The organism is Bacillus sp. ISL-4 (assembly GCF_018613275.1).
Classification (GTDB): domain Bacteria; phylum Bacillota; class Bacilli; order Bacillales; family DSM-1321; genus Peribacillus; species Peribacillus simplex_E.
The window spans coordinates 17,819-33,069 of the sequence record NZ_JAGGQN010000047.1; the positions used below are offsets into that span (position 1 = coordinate 17,819).

A 15,251-nucleotide genomic window follows, 5' to 3' on the forward strand; every position below is an offset into this window, starting at 1 on the left:
CGACATGTTTTTTACAGCGAAGGGCCATATGTATAACCATGTCGGGAAATGTATGCAGGACTTGTCCTATAAATAGAGAATATGTTATTTGGGAGTTTTAAAAGGTGGTGTAGGAAGATGAAGCATCCTTTTTCGCGGTTCTTTGGGTTTGGCGAAAAGGAAGAAGAGCAACTAGAGCAACTAGAGCAACTAGAGATGGAGACACCTGGCAATAATAATGAAGAGATAAGAAAAATTTCCATTTCTGATATTGTGCCTAATCGATTTCAACCAAGGACCGTTTTTAATGACGATAAAATTGCCGAATTGGCTCAAACGATCCATACACATGGGATCATTCAACCAATTGTAGTAAGGGCTTATGGTCAGGGAAAGTATGAAATCATTGCAGGTGAGCGTCGTTTTCGGGCCATGCAAAAGCTTGGCTGGGAATTGGCACCCGCTATAATCAAAGATTTCACCGATACAGAAACGGCTTCCGTTGCGCTGATAGAAAACCTTCAGCGTGAAGAACTGACACCGATTGAAGAAGCTTTGGCTTATGGAAAACTATTGGAGTTGCATAGTTTAACACAAGAAGCTTTGGCACAAAGACTGGGAATAGGTCAATCTACCGTAGCGAATAAGCTTCGGCTGCTTAAGCTGCCCCAGGAGGTTCAGGATGCACTTCTTCAAAAGCAAATTACGGAACGCCATGCCCGCTCGTTGATACCGTTGAAGAGTCCTGAAAAGCAGCTTAAACTGCTTTTGGAAATCATCGAAAAAGGGTTAAACGTCAAACAGACCGAAGAGCAGGTCGTCAAGCTCTTGACGGGTACTGTGCAGAAGCCGAAACCTAAGCGAAAAGCGTTTAGTAAAGACATGAGGATTGCCGTGAATACCATACGCCAATCACTCAATATGGTTACAGACAATGGAATAAATTTGGATGCAGAGGAAGAAGAATTCGAGGAGTATTATCAGTTCACGATTAAAATACCCAAGAAAAAAACTTGATTCCCTATCCTTACCCGCTTGGTAGTCTCCGATTACCAAGCTTTTTTTGTTTTCGCGCCAAAACTGGTATTTCAACCTTAAAAAATATTCAACTTTTCCCGGGTTTTTAATGCTTTTAGATATATTTCAAATTTTAAGAGGAATTTAAGAAAACGATTTCTTCAAGTAACATTCATGATAAAATAGAAAGAAATAAATGGATTTACGGTAAAAATCAATAGATATAAGCGTGATGAAGATAGTTGAAAGCGGGTGAATTCGTGGGTAAGATTCTCGCCATTGCCAATCAAAAGGGCGGTGTTGGAAAAACGACAACTTCTGTCAGTCTAAGTGCTTGTCTTGCATACATAGGACAGAAAGTCTTAATGGTCGATATTGACCCGCAGGGAAACGCGACAAGCGGTGCAGGTATTGACAAAGCCGATGTGGAACAATGTATTTATGATGTATTGGTTGATGATGTCGAGGCCAGTACCGTCATCATGGAAACAAAGGTAGAAAACCTATATGCCATACCTGCGACAATTCAACTTGCAGGTGCAGAAATTGAACTTGTTCCAACCATCTCAAGGGAAGTCCGATTAAAAAGGGCGTTAGAAGAGGTGCAGGGCCAATATGATTACATTGTGATTGACTGCCCTCCATCATTGGGTTTGCTTACGCTTAATGCCTTAACGGCCGCCGATGCAGTTTTGATTCCGGTACAATGTGAATATTATGCATTGGAGGGTTTGAGTCAACTATTGAATACGGTCCGCCTCGTCCAAAAGCATTTGAACCATGATTTGAAAATCGAGGGTGTGCTATTGACGATGTTGGATGCAAGAACGAATTTAGGTCTCCAGGTCATAGAAGAAGTCAAAAAATACTTTCAGGATAAAGTCTATCAAACCATCATTCCCCGCAATGTCCGTTTGAGTGAAGCACCGAGCCATGGAGAACCGATAATTATATATGATCCAAAGTCTCGAGGGGCGGAGGTCTATCTAGAACTGGCGAAGGAAGTGGTATCAAATGGCTAAAGGACTTGGCAAAGGACTTAACGCACTTTTCAACAATGGGGAGATCAATAAAGATGAAATCGTGCGAGAAATCAAATTAAGGGAATTAAGGCCAAATCCTTATCAGCCCCGAAAGAGCTTTCGGCTTGAAGCTATAGAGGAATTAAAGCAATCCATCATGGAACATGGGATATTACAGCCGATTATTGCCCGGGAAAGCATTAAGGGGTATGAAATCGTGGCTGGGGAAAGGCGTTATCGTGCGGCCAAGGAAGCTGGTTTAAAGACTGTTCCCGTCGTTGTGAGGAAATTGAGCGAACAGCAGATGATGGAACTGGCGATTTTGGAAAACCTGCAACGGGAAGATTTGAATCCGATCGAGGAGGCTGTCGCTTATCAAACGCTTCTTGAAAAATTGGAATTCACCCAGGAGCAGTTGGCCAACCGGCTGGGTAAAAGCCGTCCCCATATAGCAAACCATGTTAGATTGCTATCTTTACCTGAAGGGATTAGGAGATATATCTCCGACGGGGAAATTTCCATGGGGCATGGCCGGGCATTGCTAGGTTTAAAGAAAAAAGAGATGCTTAAGCCGGTAGCGGATAAAATCCTTAAAGAAGGAATGAATGTCAGACAGCTAGAGCAATATATCCATCAATTGAATGATACCGTTTCACGTGAAACTAAACATAAGAAACAAGAAAAAAAAGATATCTTCATAAAGCAACGGGAGACAAGTCTGCGTGAAAGACTAGGAACGAGCGTAACGATAAAACAAAGCAAGAAAAAAGGAAAAATAGAAATAGAATTCTTTTCAAAAGAAGATTTAGAGAGAATTTTGAACTTGATCGATCAAGAGAACCTATCCTCTTAGATCACCTTATGAAAAGATCGTGACGACATATGCAGAAAATTAGGTGGATGAGATGGTATTATTAGGGGCCTTGGTGAATGGTGCCTGCATTTTAATCGGTTCGATTTTAGGAAGGTTTTTACAACATATACCTGAAAAGATAAAAGAAACGGTCATGAGCGGTATCGGTTTGGCCGTCATGGTCTTAGGTTTGCAGATGGGTTTTAAAAGCGATAATTTCCTTGTTGTCATTTTAAGTATTGTCGGAGGGGCTGTCCTCGGTGAATGGATGAATCTTGAGGCCAAGCTAAATTCTTTAGGCAATTGGCTTGAACGCAGGATGAAAGCGAAGGAAGGAATTTCGATATCTCAGGGATTTGTAACGGCTACGCTCATATTTGGCATTGGGGCGATGGCCATCATCGGTGCCCTGGATAGCGGTATCCGGAATGATCATGACGTTTTGATAACAAAAGCGATCATCGATGGCTTTACGGCATTGGTCCTCGCCAGTACGCTTGGCATAGGTGTGCTTTTTTCAGCATTTCCGGTCATTCTTTATGAGGGGTTCATAGCGATTTTTTCAAGGCAGATCAATACGATGATCCCAACTGCTTTAATGGATTCCTTCATACTGGAAATGACGGCAACTGGGGGAGTCATGATTTTGGCGATTGGTTTGAATATTATCGGTCTGACCAAAATAAGGGTGGCAAATCTGCTTCCAGGCATAATGATCACCGCGATTCTGGTTACTTTCATGTATTATGTATAAAAAAGAAGGAAGGGATGGCCCCTTCCTTCTTTTTTATGATAAGAAAAAACCGATCATAGGGTTTTTTCTTGCTTGAATGACCATGTGAAAGGAGTGATGGAAGGTTTTATTGGATAATGATTTTGTGCTTCATAAATCCCCTCGGCAATGGTTTTGGCCATTTTTAGCACAAGATTAAGACGCGTGTTCTGCAAGACCATGAACTCCATGAATCCACTTACATTCACGATTCCTGTAATATGGGCATTTCCGACGGAAGGAAGATCTTTATTGACCCCAGCTCCTGGCTTCACTGGTCCCTGGCCGATTTGAACGATGCCGACGCTTTTCATTTTCCCTAAGCAAGCATCGATTCCGACGATAAAGGGATTGGCATGCATCTTTTTGATTTCATTTAATTTTTCCTGTAAATTCATCGCATGTATAGGGTCATCCAGAGTACCATAAACATGGAATGAAGAAGAACCGTTTTCAGCTTTTTCACTAAGCAGAGTGCCGACAAGTGGTCCGAGTGAATCGCCTGTGGAACGGTCCGTGCCTATGCAGACGATGACGATTGGTTGGAGCTTTCCGGTTGGTAGGAGGTTGATTAATTCCTGGGAAATTTGTTTGGATGCATCCATATCTTCATGCAGGATGCGACTCAATCTATTTTTATTATTATTAAATAGACTAGAATTCAGATTCATCGGCTCAACTCCTTTACTTTATTTGGTATTACAGTATACGGATAAAAAGAGGAAAATATACGGTATTTAACATCATGGATGAGGGAATTTTTTGTAGAACATGCAAACAGGTGAAGGGGATATGAATCGACGCTATCCTCTACCAATTGCTTTCATTTATACTTTCTAGTAAATAATTACTTTAATATTTGGGAAAAAACTTCTAATTCTTTTACCTATATACCCATAATTTTTTTGTCCAGAAACCATTATTTATTGATAAGATAGAGAAAATCGCTTTACTTCATGGTTATCTCAATGCATGAAGGGTAGAGGAATACGTCTATATGGGAAAAAATCATATAGAGATATAAAAGTTTTGCAGTTAATTGCATTAGGCAGGAGGAAAATATGGATCGCATTTATGATAACGTTACAAAAGAGATATTGGATGAAAAGATATGGCTGCTGATGGGCGAGGGGATTATTAAAATCTTCCTTGTTCTGTTGTTATCGCGTATTATTATTAGAATAGGAAAGACTATTCTGAATAAATTTTTCAAAGCACGCTTAAGAAGTCCCATTCGGGTATCGGAGCGCAGGGAAGCGACACTCATTAAATTGCTCGAAAATATCATTACCTATGTCATCAATTTCATTGCCTTGATGATGATTTTGGAAATTTTTGGACTCAAGGTAATGCCATTACTCGCTGGTGCCGGTGTTCTCGGTTTGGCGGTTGGGTTTGGTGCTCAAAGTTTGGTCAAGGATATTATTACAGGATTTTTCGTTATTTTTGAAGATCATTTCTCGGTTGGGGATTATATTAAAATCAATAATTTTGAAGGGGAAGTCATTGAAATCGGGCTTCGTACAACGAAAATTAAAAGCGGTGCAGGTGAATTGCACTTCATACCCAACGGCAGCATCATTCAGGTCACGAATTATTCCATTTTAAATAGTATGGCTGTTGTTGATGTGACCATAGCTAACGATGGATCGGTCGAGCGTGCTGAAAAGGTGCTGATTGATCTTTTAAACAGTATGGAAGGCAAATACGAGGCATTGATCAAAACACCTGAATTTTTGGGAATTGAAAAAATTAGTCCTGAAGAAATCGTCTTTCGGATTAAAGCGGAAACAAAGCCGATGCATCACATTGAAATCAGTAGGGTATTAAGAATTGAAATAAGTGCTGCGCTTGATTCAAGTGGGATTAAATCTACGTACAATGGCAGCGAGTCATAGGAATTAGGGGGCTCATGGTTATGGAAGAAAAGGAATTTGCACTTAAGGATATTGTGGAAATGAAGAAACCGCATCCCTGTGGAGTGAATAAGTGGAGAATTATACGGCTCGGTATGGATATCCGGATCAAATGTGAAGGGTGCGGCCATAGCGTGATGCTGCCTCGACGTGAATTCGCGAAGAAAATGAAAAAGGTTCTGCAAAAGCATGAGGAGTGATCATGCTTTTTTTTTGGAGTGAAAGTAGTCCTGTCATCTCAATGATTTACTTGTCTTTTTAGGGAGCGAAATCTATAATTGGGAAAGGTTTAGGTAATTGGAAGGTCTTTATATAAGATCAGTTCGTTTCCCATATGTACGAATCATCTTGAAGGAGTGAAATATAAATGGCTTTAACAGCTGGTATAGTCGGTTTGCCTAACGTAGGTAAATCTACTTTATTTAATGCAATTACTCAGGCAGGTGCGGAATCTGCCAACTATCCTTTCTGTACGATCGACCCAAATGTCGGGATTGTGGAAGTGCCAGATCACCGTCTGCAAAAATTGACTGAATTGGTAAAACCGAAAAAGACGGTTCCGACAGCATTTGAGTTCACGGATATCGCCGGGATTGTAAAAGGAGCAAGTAAAGGAGAAGGATTGGGTAATAAATTCCTTTCCCATATCCGTCAAGTGGATGCAATTTGTCAAGTCGTCCGTTGTTTTGCAGACGATAACATTACCCATGTCTCCGGAAAAGTGAATCCAATCGATGATATCGAAGTCATCAACCTTGAATTGATCCTTGCCGATTTGGAATCTGTAGTCAAACGCATCGACCGTGTCGGAAAAATGGCCAAGCAAAAGGATAAAGCCGCTGTGGCGGAACATGAAATCCTTGTGGCTTTAAAAGAAGCTTTGGAAGATGAAAAGCCTGCACGTTCCGTTGAGTTTACTGAAGAGCAACAAAAAATCGTGAAGGGCATGCATTTACTTACAGCGAAGCCGACGCTTTACGTGGCGAACGTGAGCGAAGATGAAGTGGCGAATGCTGATGATAATGAATATGTACAGCAAGTTCGTGAATATGCTGCTAAGGAAAATGCCGAGGTGATCGTGATCTGTGCCAAAATCGAAGAAGAAATTGCAGAGCTTGAAGGTGAAGAAAAGGAAATGTTCCTATCTGAACTTGGCATCGAGGAGTCAGGTCTTGATCAGTTGATCCGTGCTTCTTATAATCTGCTTGGATTGGCAACATACTTTACAGCTGGTGTACAGGAAGTGCGTGCTTGGACATTCCGCAAAGGAATGAAAGCCCCTCAATGTGCCGGCGTCATTCACACGGACTTCGAACGTGGTTTCATCCGTGCCGAAACGGTTTCTTATACCGATTTACTTGAAGCGGGCAGCCATGGTGCAGCAAAAGAAGCAGGTAAAGTCCGTTTGGAAGGAAAAGAATACATCGTTAACGATGGCGATGTTATCCATTTCCGTTTTAACGTTTAAGATTCAAAGACCCTACCATTCCATGTAGGGTCCTTTTTTTGAGACTTAAATCATTAGATTACAATTAATTGTAATAACTCGATCAGTCCGTTGCAAAGCCTCTTTAACTATGCTATAATTTTATCTTGTGAGTAATTATAAATAATTGCTCCTTGCCCAATTGGGCCGCTTAGACCAAAAGGAGGTGACAGTGATGAGAAAATACGAAATTATGTATATCATCCGTCCAAACATTGAGGAAGAAGCTAAAAAAGCTTTAGTTGAACGTTTCAACACAATCCTTTCTGATAATGGTGCGGAAGTAGAAGCAAAAGAATGGGGTAAACGCCGTCTTGCATACGAAATCAATGATTTCCGTGATGGTTACTACATGCTTCTTAAAGTTAACGCTGAAAGTGCTGCGATTCAAGAATTCGATCGTCTTGCTAAAATCAGTGAAGACATTATTCGCCACATGGCTACTAGAGAAGAAGTTTAATTCGATATTTAATATAAATTCTAATCTTGTTTCATAGAAACAAGCTTGAAACCTAGGGGTTGATTCTGATGATGAATCGCGTAGTTTTGGTAGGACGCTTAACTAAAGATCCTGAATTACGATATACACCTAATGGAGTTCCCGTAGCTACCTTTACTTTAGCTGTGAATCGTAGTTTTACGAATCAGCAGGGTGATCGTGAAGCGGATTTCATTAACTGTGTAGTTTGGCGTAAACCGGCAGAAAATGTAGCTAACTTCTTGAAAAAGGGCAGTTTAGCTGGCGTGGATGGACGTGTCCAAACACGTAATTATGAAGGACAAGACGGCAAACGCGTATATGTGACGGAGATTCTGGCTGAGAGCGTTCAATTCCTTGAACCACGAAGCAGTTCAGCGGGTGAAAGAAATGAAGGCGGTTCTTACGGTGGGGGTCAAAAAAGTTATGGTAATAATAACGGAAATGACAACAATTCGTATGGACAAAATCCTAATCAGAATCAACGGAGCAATAACAACTACACTCGTGTAGATGATGATCCGTTTGCAAATGACGGTAAGACAATCGACATTTCAGATGACGATCTTCCGTTTTAAACAGCCGTTTAAAATGAAAATTTAAAATGCAGGGAGGGAAATTTATTATGGCAATGGGTGGACGTAAAGGACGCGGTAAGCGTAAAAAGGTTTGTTATTTCACATCTAACGGAATCACTAAAATTGATTACAAAGATGTAGATCTTCTTAAAAAATTCGTCTCAGAACGCGGTAAAATTTTACCACGTCGTGTAACTGGCACAAGCGCTAAATATCAACGTAAATTAACGATTGCTATTAAACGCTCACGTACTATGGCATTACTACCATATGTATCTGGTGAATAATAAATTGGCACATTGAGGAGTTATCCTTAATGTGCCTTTTTTATAAGTTGTCACTTATGCCTAAAAACCGCTGAATTGCGGTTTTTTTATTTCAAAAGGAAGTTATCCGGACGTTTTCCTCAGAAAAAATAATCATATCCTAAAAAAGAATGTGATGTTTGAAATATCCTGGCCGTAACGGATACAATATAAAGATGGAGATAAGACATCAATAATAACAGGGGGTGAAATAAAGATGAATAGCGGGAGACGGATTGCCGAGGGCGGAGCCCTTTTGGCATTATATTGCATTTTATTGTTCATCACCATTCAAATCCCACTATTGGGTATTTTCACTACATTCTTTTTACCCATTCCATTCATACTTGTTACAATCAAACAAAAGTTATCGTGGAGCCTTGGTTACTTATTTGTAGCCTCGTTATTGTCAATCCTCATCGGGACGATATTGTCTGTTCCGCTGACCTTGCTCATGGGGGCAACGGGAATCGCAATCGGCTATTTTTTGAAAAAGGACAAACCGATGGCACCTATGTTCATAAGCGCAGTCCTTGTCTTCCTGGGAGGCATTTTATTAATATATGCAGCTTCAGTATTGATAACGGATGTTAATTACATAGAAGAATCGATGAACATGGCAGAGGGGTCCCTCGAAAATACTATCGGCATAATGGATTCTTTTGGACAGGCACCGACGGAACAAGTCAAAAAGAGGTTGTATGAATCACTCGATATGATGAACACGCTGATGCCAAGTTTGTTCGTCTTGATGTCCGTCATCATGGTTTTATTGATTTTCTTTGCGGCGCATCCCATTGTGAAGAGATTCAGTGATAAGGCGTTAAAATGGCCCCATTTTCGAGATCTGCGACTCCCGAAAAGCCTTTTATGGTATTATTTAATTACGATGCTTCTTGCTCTTTTTGTGAATACGGACAAGAACAGTTTTGTATATATGACCATAACGAACCTATTTTTCATACTGCAGTTCTTCATTTTATTACAAGGATATTCCCTGATATTCTATATCGCTCATGTTAAGTCTTGGGCTAAGGCCATACCTGTTTTAATCGTGGTTTTTTCTTTGCTGCTGCCAATTCCGATTATTACGACGGCCGTTCGATTTTTAGGTATAATAGATTTAGGCTTTCCTTTTAGGGAGACAATCAAGAAAAAGGAATAGAAGATTTTTTTGTAAAACAGATGCTTTTAGGAGCTGAAACTATGCCATCTTATTTGAAAGAATACTCGATTAAGTCCCCATTGTATGGGGTGCTGGCTGCAGTCGTTTTACTTTTGGGCGTACTGGCTTATTATAATTGGGTTATTGCACTTGTTGGACTATTGATTCTTGCTGGTTTATTTTATTTAACATTAAGAATGGTAGAAAAAAAGCAACGAAAGACAGAAGAGTATATAACGACTTTATCCTATCGTTTAAAGAAGGTGGGCGAGGAAGCGTTATTGGAAATGCCAATTGGGATCATGCTCTTTAATGAGGATTATTACATTGAATGGACCAATCCATTCCTGGCTTCTTGTTTTAGTGAAGACTCCTTGGCAGGAAGATCGCTATACGATGTTGCGGACTCGATAGTGCCGTTGATCAAGCAAGAGATCGAGACGGAGACGCTTACGCTCCACGATCGGAAATTCAAGGTGGTCCATAAGCGTGATGAAAGGCTTCTTTACTTTTTTGATGTGACGGAGCAAGTGGAAATTGAGAAATTATATGAAGATGAGCGGACAGCAATTGCGATCATTCTTCTTGATAATTATGATGATTTGACACAGGGTATGGATGATCAGCGTAAAAGCAGCATTAATAGCTTGGTTACCTCACTTCTTGATAAATGGGCAAGGGATAATGGCGTTTTCTTTAAACGGGTTTCCTCGGAACGATTCATTGCTGTCTTCAATGAGCATATCCTTCATCAGCTTGAGAAGGGCAAATTCTCGATTTTGGATGAAATCAGGGAAACGACGGCCAAGCAAAATGTACCATTGACCCTTAGCATCGGGGTCGGCTCGGCCGTGTCATCCTTACCGGAACTAGGTACGCTTGCACAGTCCAGCTTGGATCTCGCCCTTGGACGGGGCGGTGACCAAGTAGCGATAAAGCAAGCGAATGGAAAAGTGAAATTTTATGGCGGCAAAACCAATCCGATGGAAAAACGCACGAGAGTCCGTGCACGTGTCATTTCCCATGCGTTGAAGGATATAGTCCTTGATAGCGATAAAGTCATTGTGATGGGCCATAAAAACCCGGATATGGACGCAATCGGTTCAGCGATCGGCATCTTGAAGGTTGCCCAGATGAATGAACGTGAAGGCTATATTGTCATCGACACCCAGCAGCTCGATAGCAGTGTCCTTCGTTTAATGGAAGAGATCAAAAATAAAGAAGAGCTGTATGCCCGGTTCATAACACCTGATGATGCATTTGAAATGATTACGGATGAGACCTTGCTGGTTGTGGTCGATACACATAAACCTTCCATGGTAATTGAAGAGCGGTTATTGAATAGGATCGATAAGGTTGTAGTCATCGACCATCATCGCCGGGGTGAGGAGTTCATCAAGAACTCATTGCTCGTCTATATGGAGCCATATGCATCTTCAACAGCAGAGCTTGTAACCGAACTGCTTGAATATCAGCCGAAACGCTCAAAGATTGATATGCTGGAGTCGACGGCGCTTCTTGCAGGCATTATCGTCGATACGAAAAGCTTCACCTTAAGAACGGGTTCGCGTACTTTCGATGCAGCCTCTTATCTAAGGGCGCATGGAGCTGATACGGTACTTGTCCAGAAATTCTTAAAAGAAGACGTGGACACCTATATCAAACGTTCGAAGCTCATTGAGGAAGTCATTTTTTATAAAAAGGGAATTGCCATTGCCTCGGCAAAAACCGATCAGGTTCATAATCAGGTGCTCATTGCTCAGGCTGCGGACACCCTATTGACCATGGACGGCGTTGTCGCTTCCTTTGTAATGGCTAAGCGATCTGATGATACAGTTGGCATAAGTGCACGTTCTCTTGGTGATATCAATGTACAGGTGATCATGGAAATGTTGAATGGAGGCGGACATCTAACAAATGCCGCCACTCAACAGGTTTGCTCCATTGATGAAGCCGAAAGTCGATTAAAAACAGCTATTGATGAATATTTAGAAGGGGGACAAAAAGAATGAAAGTAATATTTCTTAAAGACGTTAAAGGTAAAGGGAAAAAAGGGGAAGTTAAAAATGTTGCAGATGGTTATGCACATAATTTCCTGATTAAACAAGGATTGGCCGTTGAAGCAAATAATACAAATGTAAAAACTTTGGAAGCTCAGAAAAATAAAGAAGAATCACTTGCAGCAGAAGAGCTGCAGCATGCTGAAGAATTGAAAGTGCAGCTTGAGAAATTAACGGTTGAAATATCTGCCAAAGCCGGTGAGGGCGGGCGTTTATTCGGTTCCATCACGACTAAACAAATTGCATCAGAGCTTCAGAAAAAACACGGTATCAAGGTTGATAAACGTAAAATGGAGCTTGCTGACGGCATCCGTTCTTTAGGACATACAAAGCTTCCAGTCAAGCTTCATCCTGAAGTCACTGCGACACTGACTGTGCATGTGAAAGAAATTAACTAATTTTAGCTGTTTCATATCTGCGAAAAATTGATAAAATAGAGATAGACGAAAAATGTGATTGGGCAGGTTGTCCTTTCACTTTTTTCTTTTTTACTAGAAACATATAAAAGGTATCCTCTTAGATTGGGAGGTTTTAAGATATGATAGAACAATTTCAGGATAGGATTCCCCCTCAAAATATAGAAGCTGAACAGGCAGTGCTAGGAGCCATTTTCCTTGAGCCCTCATCATTGACCGTTACATCGGAAGTTTTGATTCCAGAGGATTTTTACAGAAGCTCTCATCAAAAAATCTTTAATGTGATGCTTAAATTGAATGACGAAGGAAAAGCTGTCGATTTGATTACGGTGACAGAGGAATTGGCCGCGACAAAAAACCTTGAAGAAGTTGGCGGAGTTTCTTATTTAAGTGAATTGGCCGGATCGGTGCCTACCGCGGCCAATATTGAATATTATGCCCGCATCGTCGAGGAGAAGTCATTGCTGCGTCGTTTGATCAGGACAGCGACCAACATCGCTCAGGAAGGCTACAGTCGCGAGGACGAGGTCGAGGAGCTGCTCGGGGAAGCAGAAAAAACGATCATGGAAGTGGCCCAGCGTAAGAATTCCGGGTCTTTTCAAAATATTAAGGATGTATTGGTTGCGACGTACGATAATATAGAAATTTTGACTACCCGTAAAGGGGATGTCACGGGGATACCGACAGGGTTCGCTGAACTGGATCGAATGACAGCAGGGTTCCAACGTAATGACCTCATCATAGTGGGTGCCCGTCCTTCGGTTGGTAAAACCGCTTTTGCATTGAATATCGCTCAAAACGTTGCGACCAAAACGGAGGAGAATGTAGCGATTTTCAGTCTTGAAATGGGTGCAGAGCAGCTCGTTATGCGTATGCTCTGTGCTGAAGGAAATATCAACGCTCAGAATTTACGTACAGGTTCCTTAACTGATGAGGATTGGCGTAAACTGACGATGGCGATGGGAAGCTTGTCGAATGCCGGCATTTATATCGATGATACGCCTGGTGTGAGGATTGGTGAAATCCGTTCAAAATGCCGTCGTTTGAAGCAGGAACATGGCCTTGGCATGATATTGATCGATTACCTGCAGTTAATTCAAGGCGATGGTCGTTCAGGCGACAACCGTCAGCAAGAGGTATCCGAGATTTCACGTTCACTCAAAGCGCTCGCTCGTGAACTTAAAGTGCCCGTCATCGCCCTTTCCCAGCTATCGCGGGGAGTGGAGCAGCGTCAGGATAAGCGTCCGATGATGTCTGATATCAGGGAATCCGGGAGTATCGAGCAAGATGCCGATATCGTCGCATTCTTATACCGTGATGATTATTATGATAAAGAATCCGAGAATAAAAATATCATCGAAATCATTATAGCGAAACAGCGTAATGGTCCAGTAGGCACGGTTTCGCTTGCTTTCGTAAAAGAATATAATAAATTCGTTAACCTCGAACGCCGCTTCGATGACGATTCGATGTCTCCCGGCGCATAGGGAACTGCCTGCCATTTTTGCAATGGCGGGCTTTCTCTGTTTTTGGAAAAGGAAGGGGCTTTATGATAATAGAAAAAGAAATCAAAGGGTACAATAATGATTGACAATCCAAAACCCAATGTAAAGCCTGAAAGAATTTTCTCATATTTACGAACAAAGTATTTATTGAAAAGTGTATTGTTCGGATTTTGTATTGACTTCCAGTTTGGATTATTGATAAAATAGGTTTGTTTGATAAGAACCGGTTAAAATGATCGGTATTACGTGAACCTTTGGAGGTGCTTTATTCAGATGTCATCAGTTGTAGTAGTCGGTACACAATGGGGAGACGAAGGTAAAGGTAAAATAACAGATTTTCTATCCCAGAATGCGGAAGCCATCGCTCGTTATCAAGGTGGGAATAATGCAGGGCATACAATAAAATTTAACGGCGTTACCTATAAACTGCATTTAATTCCGTCAGGGATTTTTTATAGTGATAAGATTTGTGTCATTGGAAATGGTATGGTGGTTGATCCAAAAGCTCTTGTAGAGGAGCTTGCTTATTTACATAGCCATGGGGTGAGTACGGATAATCTTCGTATCTCAAACCGTGCACATGTCATTCTTCCTTACCATATCAAATTGGATGAAGTCGAAGAAGACCGTAAAGGCGCCAACAAAATTGGAACGACTAAAAAGGGAATCGGCCCTGCATATATGGACAAAGCTGCTCGTAACGGAATCCGCATGGCAGACCTTTTGGACCGTGAAATTTTCGAGGAAAAATTGTCTCAAAATCTTGTCGAAAAAAATCGTATGTTTGAACGTTTCTACGAAACGGAAGGTTTCAAAATCGAGGATATCTTGGAAGAATACTATGAGTACGGACAACAAGTGCAGAAATATGTTTGTGATACATCCGTTGTATTGAATGACGCACTTGATGAAGGAAAACGGGTATTATTCGAAGGGGCACAAGGTGTCATGCTTGATATCGATCAAGGAACATACCCATTCGTCACTTCATCTAACCCGGTTGCAGGTGGAGTTACGATCGGTTCTGGTGTAGGTCCTACGAAAATCAACCATGTGGTTGGAGTATGTAAAGCATATACAAGCCGTGTGGGCGATGGTCCTTTCCCTACAGAATTGCATGATGAAGTCGGCAACCAAATCCGGGAAATTGGCCGTGAATATGGTACAACTACAGGCAGACCGCGTCGTGTAGGCTGGTTTGACGCTATTGTCGTTCGCCATGCTCGCCGTGTCAGCGGGATTACCGATTTATCATTGAACTCAATTGACGTATTATCAGGTCTTGATACGGTCAAAATTTGTGTGGCTTATGAATACAAAGGCGAGATCATTCATGAAGTTCCAGCGACTTTGAAAGCGATTGGCGAATGTAAACCAGTCTATGAAGAACTACCAGGCTGGTCAGAAGATATCACAGGTTGCAAATCATTGGATGAGCTTCCAGAGAACGCTCGCCACTATGTAGAGCGCGTATCTCAATTGGTAGGCATTCCTTTGACCACTTTCTCTGTTGGTCCTGACCGTAACCAAACAAATGTCGTGAGAAGCCCTTGGCGTCTAGCGTAATTCTTGAAAAAGGAGCTGGCTTTTTTGCCGGCTCTTCTTTCGTTATTAACATCCATGCATTATATGTCACGTTCGGAAGGTCCGGGATACCCAATGAATGGATTAAACTGTTGGAAAATGAAAAAATATAAGA

16 protein-coding genes are annotated in these 15,251 nt (G+C 41.4%); 15 read left to right on the plus strand and 1 reads right to left on the minus strand.

Features of this window, described 5'->3' with window-relative positions; all coding sequences use genetic code 11:
- The first annotated feature begins 117 nt into the window (after positions 1-117).
- The 4 genes from noc (at position 118) to J7J00_RS23490 (ending at position 3,625) form a co-directional block, all read left to right on the plus strand.
- A complete protein-coding gene (noc, locus tag J7J00_RS23475) occupies positions 118-996 on the plus strand; it encodes a nucleoid occlusion protein (RefSeq protein ID WP_214795071.1) in 879 nt (292 codons plus the stop codon).
- A 260-nt stretch (positions 997-1,256) separates the two neighbouring features.
- The gene (locus tag J7J00_RS23480) at positions 1,257-2,018 is read left to right on the plus strand and encodes a ParA family protein (RefSeq protein WP_076368556.1); all 762 of its coding nucleotides are present in this window, start codon (positions 1,257-1,259) and stop codon (positions 2,016-2,018) included.
- The gene (locus J7J00_RS23485; protein WP_214795073.1) at positions 2,011-2,871 is read left to right on the plus strand and encodes a ParB/RepB/Spo0J family partition protein; all 861 of its coding nucleotides are present in this window, start codon (positions 2,011-2,013) and stop codon (positions 2,869-2,871) included. The genes J7J00_RS23480 and J7J00_RS23485 overlap by 8 nt, the downstream gene beginning before the upstream one ends.
- 52 nt (positions 2,872-2,923) lie before the next feature.
- The gene (locus J7J00_RS23490; RefSeq protein ID WP_214795179.1) at positions 2,924-3,625 is read left to right on the plus strand and encodes a DUF554 domain-containing protein; all 702 of its coding nucleotides are present in this window, start codon (positions 2,924-2,926) and stop codon (positions 3,623-3,625) included.
- A gap of 53 nt (positions 3,626-3,678) precedes the next feature.
- On the opposite strand, the gene yyaC is transcribed toward J7J00_RS23490, so the two are convergent.
- A complete protein-coding gene (gene yyaC / locus J7J00_RS23495; protein WP_214795075.1) occupies positions 3,679-4,314 on the minus strand; it encodes a spore protease YyaC in 636 nt (211 codons plus the stop codon).
- A gap of 390 nt (positions 4,315-4,704) precedes the next feature.
- On the opposite strand from yyaC, the gene J7J00_RS23500 reads away from it, so the two are divergent.
- The 11 genes from J7J00_RS23500 to J7J00_RS23550 all read left to right on the plus strand — a co-directional run bounded on the left by J7J00_RS23500 (position 4,705) and on the right by J7J00_RS23550 (position 15,118).
- Positions 4,705-5,541, plus strand: coding sequence for a mechanosensitive ion channel family protein (locus tag J7J00_RS23500; RefSeq protein ID WP_214795077.1), 837 nt, complete (start codon positions 4,705-4,707; stop codon positions 5,539-5,541).
- 20 nt (positions 5,542-5,561) lie between these two features.
- Complete coding sequence (locus tag J7J00_RS23505) at positions 5,562-5,759, plus strand: DUF951 domain-containing protein (protein ID WP_034316158.1); 198 nt, start codon at positions 5,562-5,564, stop codon at positions 5,757-5,759.
- 167 nt (positions 5,760-5,926) lie between these two features.
- The gene (ychF, locus tag J7J00_RS23510) at positions 5,927-7,027 is read left to right on the plus strand and encodes a redox-regulated ATPase YchF (RefSeq protein ID WP_034316156.1); all 1,101 of its coding nucleotides are present in this window, start codon (positions 5,927-5,929) and stop codon (positions 7,025-7,027) included.
- A gap of 193 nt (positions 7,028-7,220) precedes the next feature.
- On the plus strand, positions 7,221-7,505 hold the full coding sequence (gene rpsF, locus J7J00_RS23515) for a 30S ribosomal protein S6 (protein ID WP_034316153.1): 285 nt from the start codon (positions 7,221-7,223) through the stop codon (positions 7,503-7,505).
- 68 nt (positions 7,506-7,573) lie between these two features.
- Complete coding sequence (gene ssb, locus J7J00_RS23520; protein WP_214795079.1) at positions 7,574-8,101, plus strand: single-stranded DNA-binding protein; 528 nt, start codon at positions 7,574-7,576, stop codon at positions 8,099-8,101.
- A 47-nt stretch (positions 8,102-8,148) separates the two neighbouring features.
- Positions 8,149-8,388: a 30S ribosomal protein S18 gene (gene rpsR / locus J7J00_RS23525; protein WP_034316147.1), complete on the plus strand. Its 240-nt coding sequence runs from the start codon at positions 8,149-8,151 to the stop codon at positions 8,386-8,388.
- A 235-nt stretch (positions 8,389-8,623) separates the two neighbouring features.
- Positions 8,624-9,571 (plus strand): YybS family protein, encoded by a 948-nt coding sequence (locus tag J7J00_RS23530; RefSeq protein ID WP_214795081.1) that lies wholly within the window; start codon positions 8,624-8,626, stop codon positions 9,569-9,571.
- Between the two features lie 41 nt (positions 9,572-9,612).
- A complete protein-coding gene (locus J7J00_RS23535) occupies positions 9,613-11,583 on the plus strand; it encodes a DHH family phosphoesterase (protein WP_214795083.1) in 1,971 nt (656 codons plus the stop codon).
- Positions 11,580-12,029 (plus strand): 50S ribosomal protein L9, encoded by a 450-nt coding sequence (rplI, locus tag J7J00_RS23540; RefSeq protein ID WP_214795085.1) that lies wholly within the window; start codon positions 11,580-11,582, stop codon positions 12,027-12,029. The genes J7J00_RS23535 and rplI overlap by 4 nt, the downstream gene beginning before the upstream one ends.
- Positions 12,030-12,169: 140 nt before the next feature.
- Positions 12,170-13,534, plus strand: coding sequence for a replicative DNA helicase (gene dnaB, locus J7J00_RS23545; RefSeq protein WP_034316139.1), 1,365 nt, complete (start codon positions 12,170-12,172; stop codon positions 13,532-13,534).
- A 291-nt stretch (positions 13,535-13,825) separates the two neighbouring features.
- Entirely contained in the window at positions 13,826-15,118 is a 1,293-nt protein-coding gene (locus tag J7J00_RS23550) for an adenylosuccinate synthase (protein ID WP_214795087.1), read from the plus strand.
- Positions 15,119-15,251: the final 133 nt, after the last annotated feature.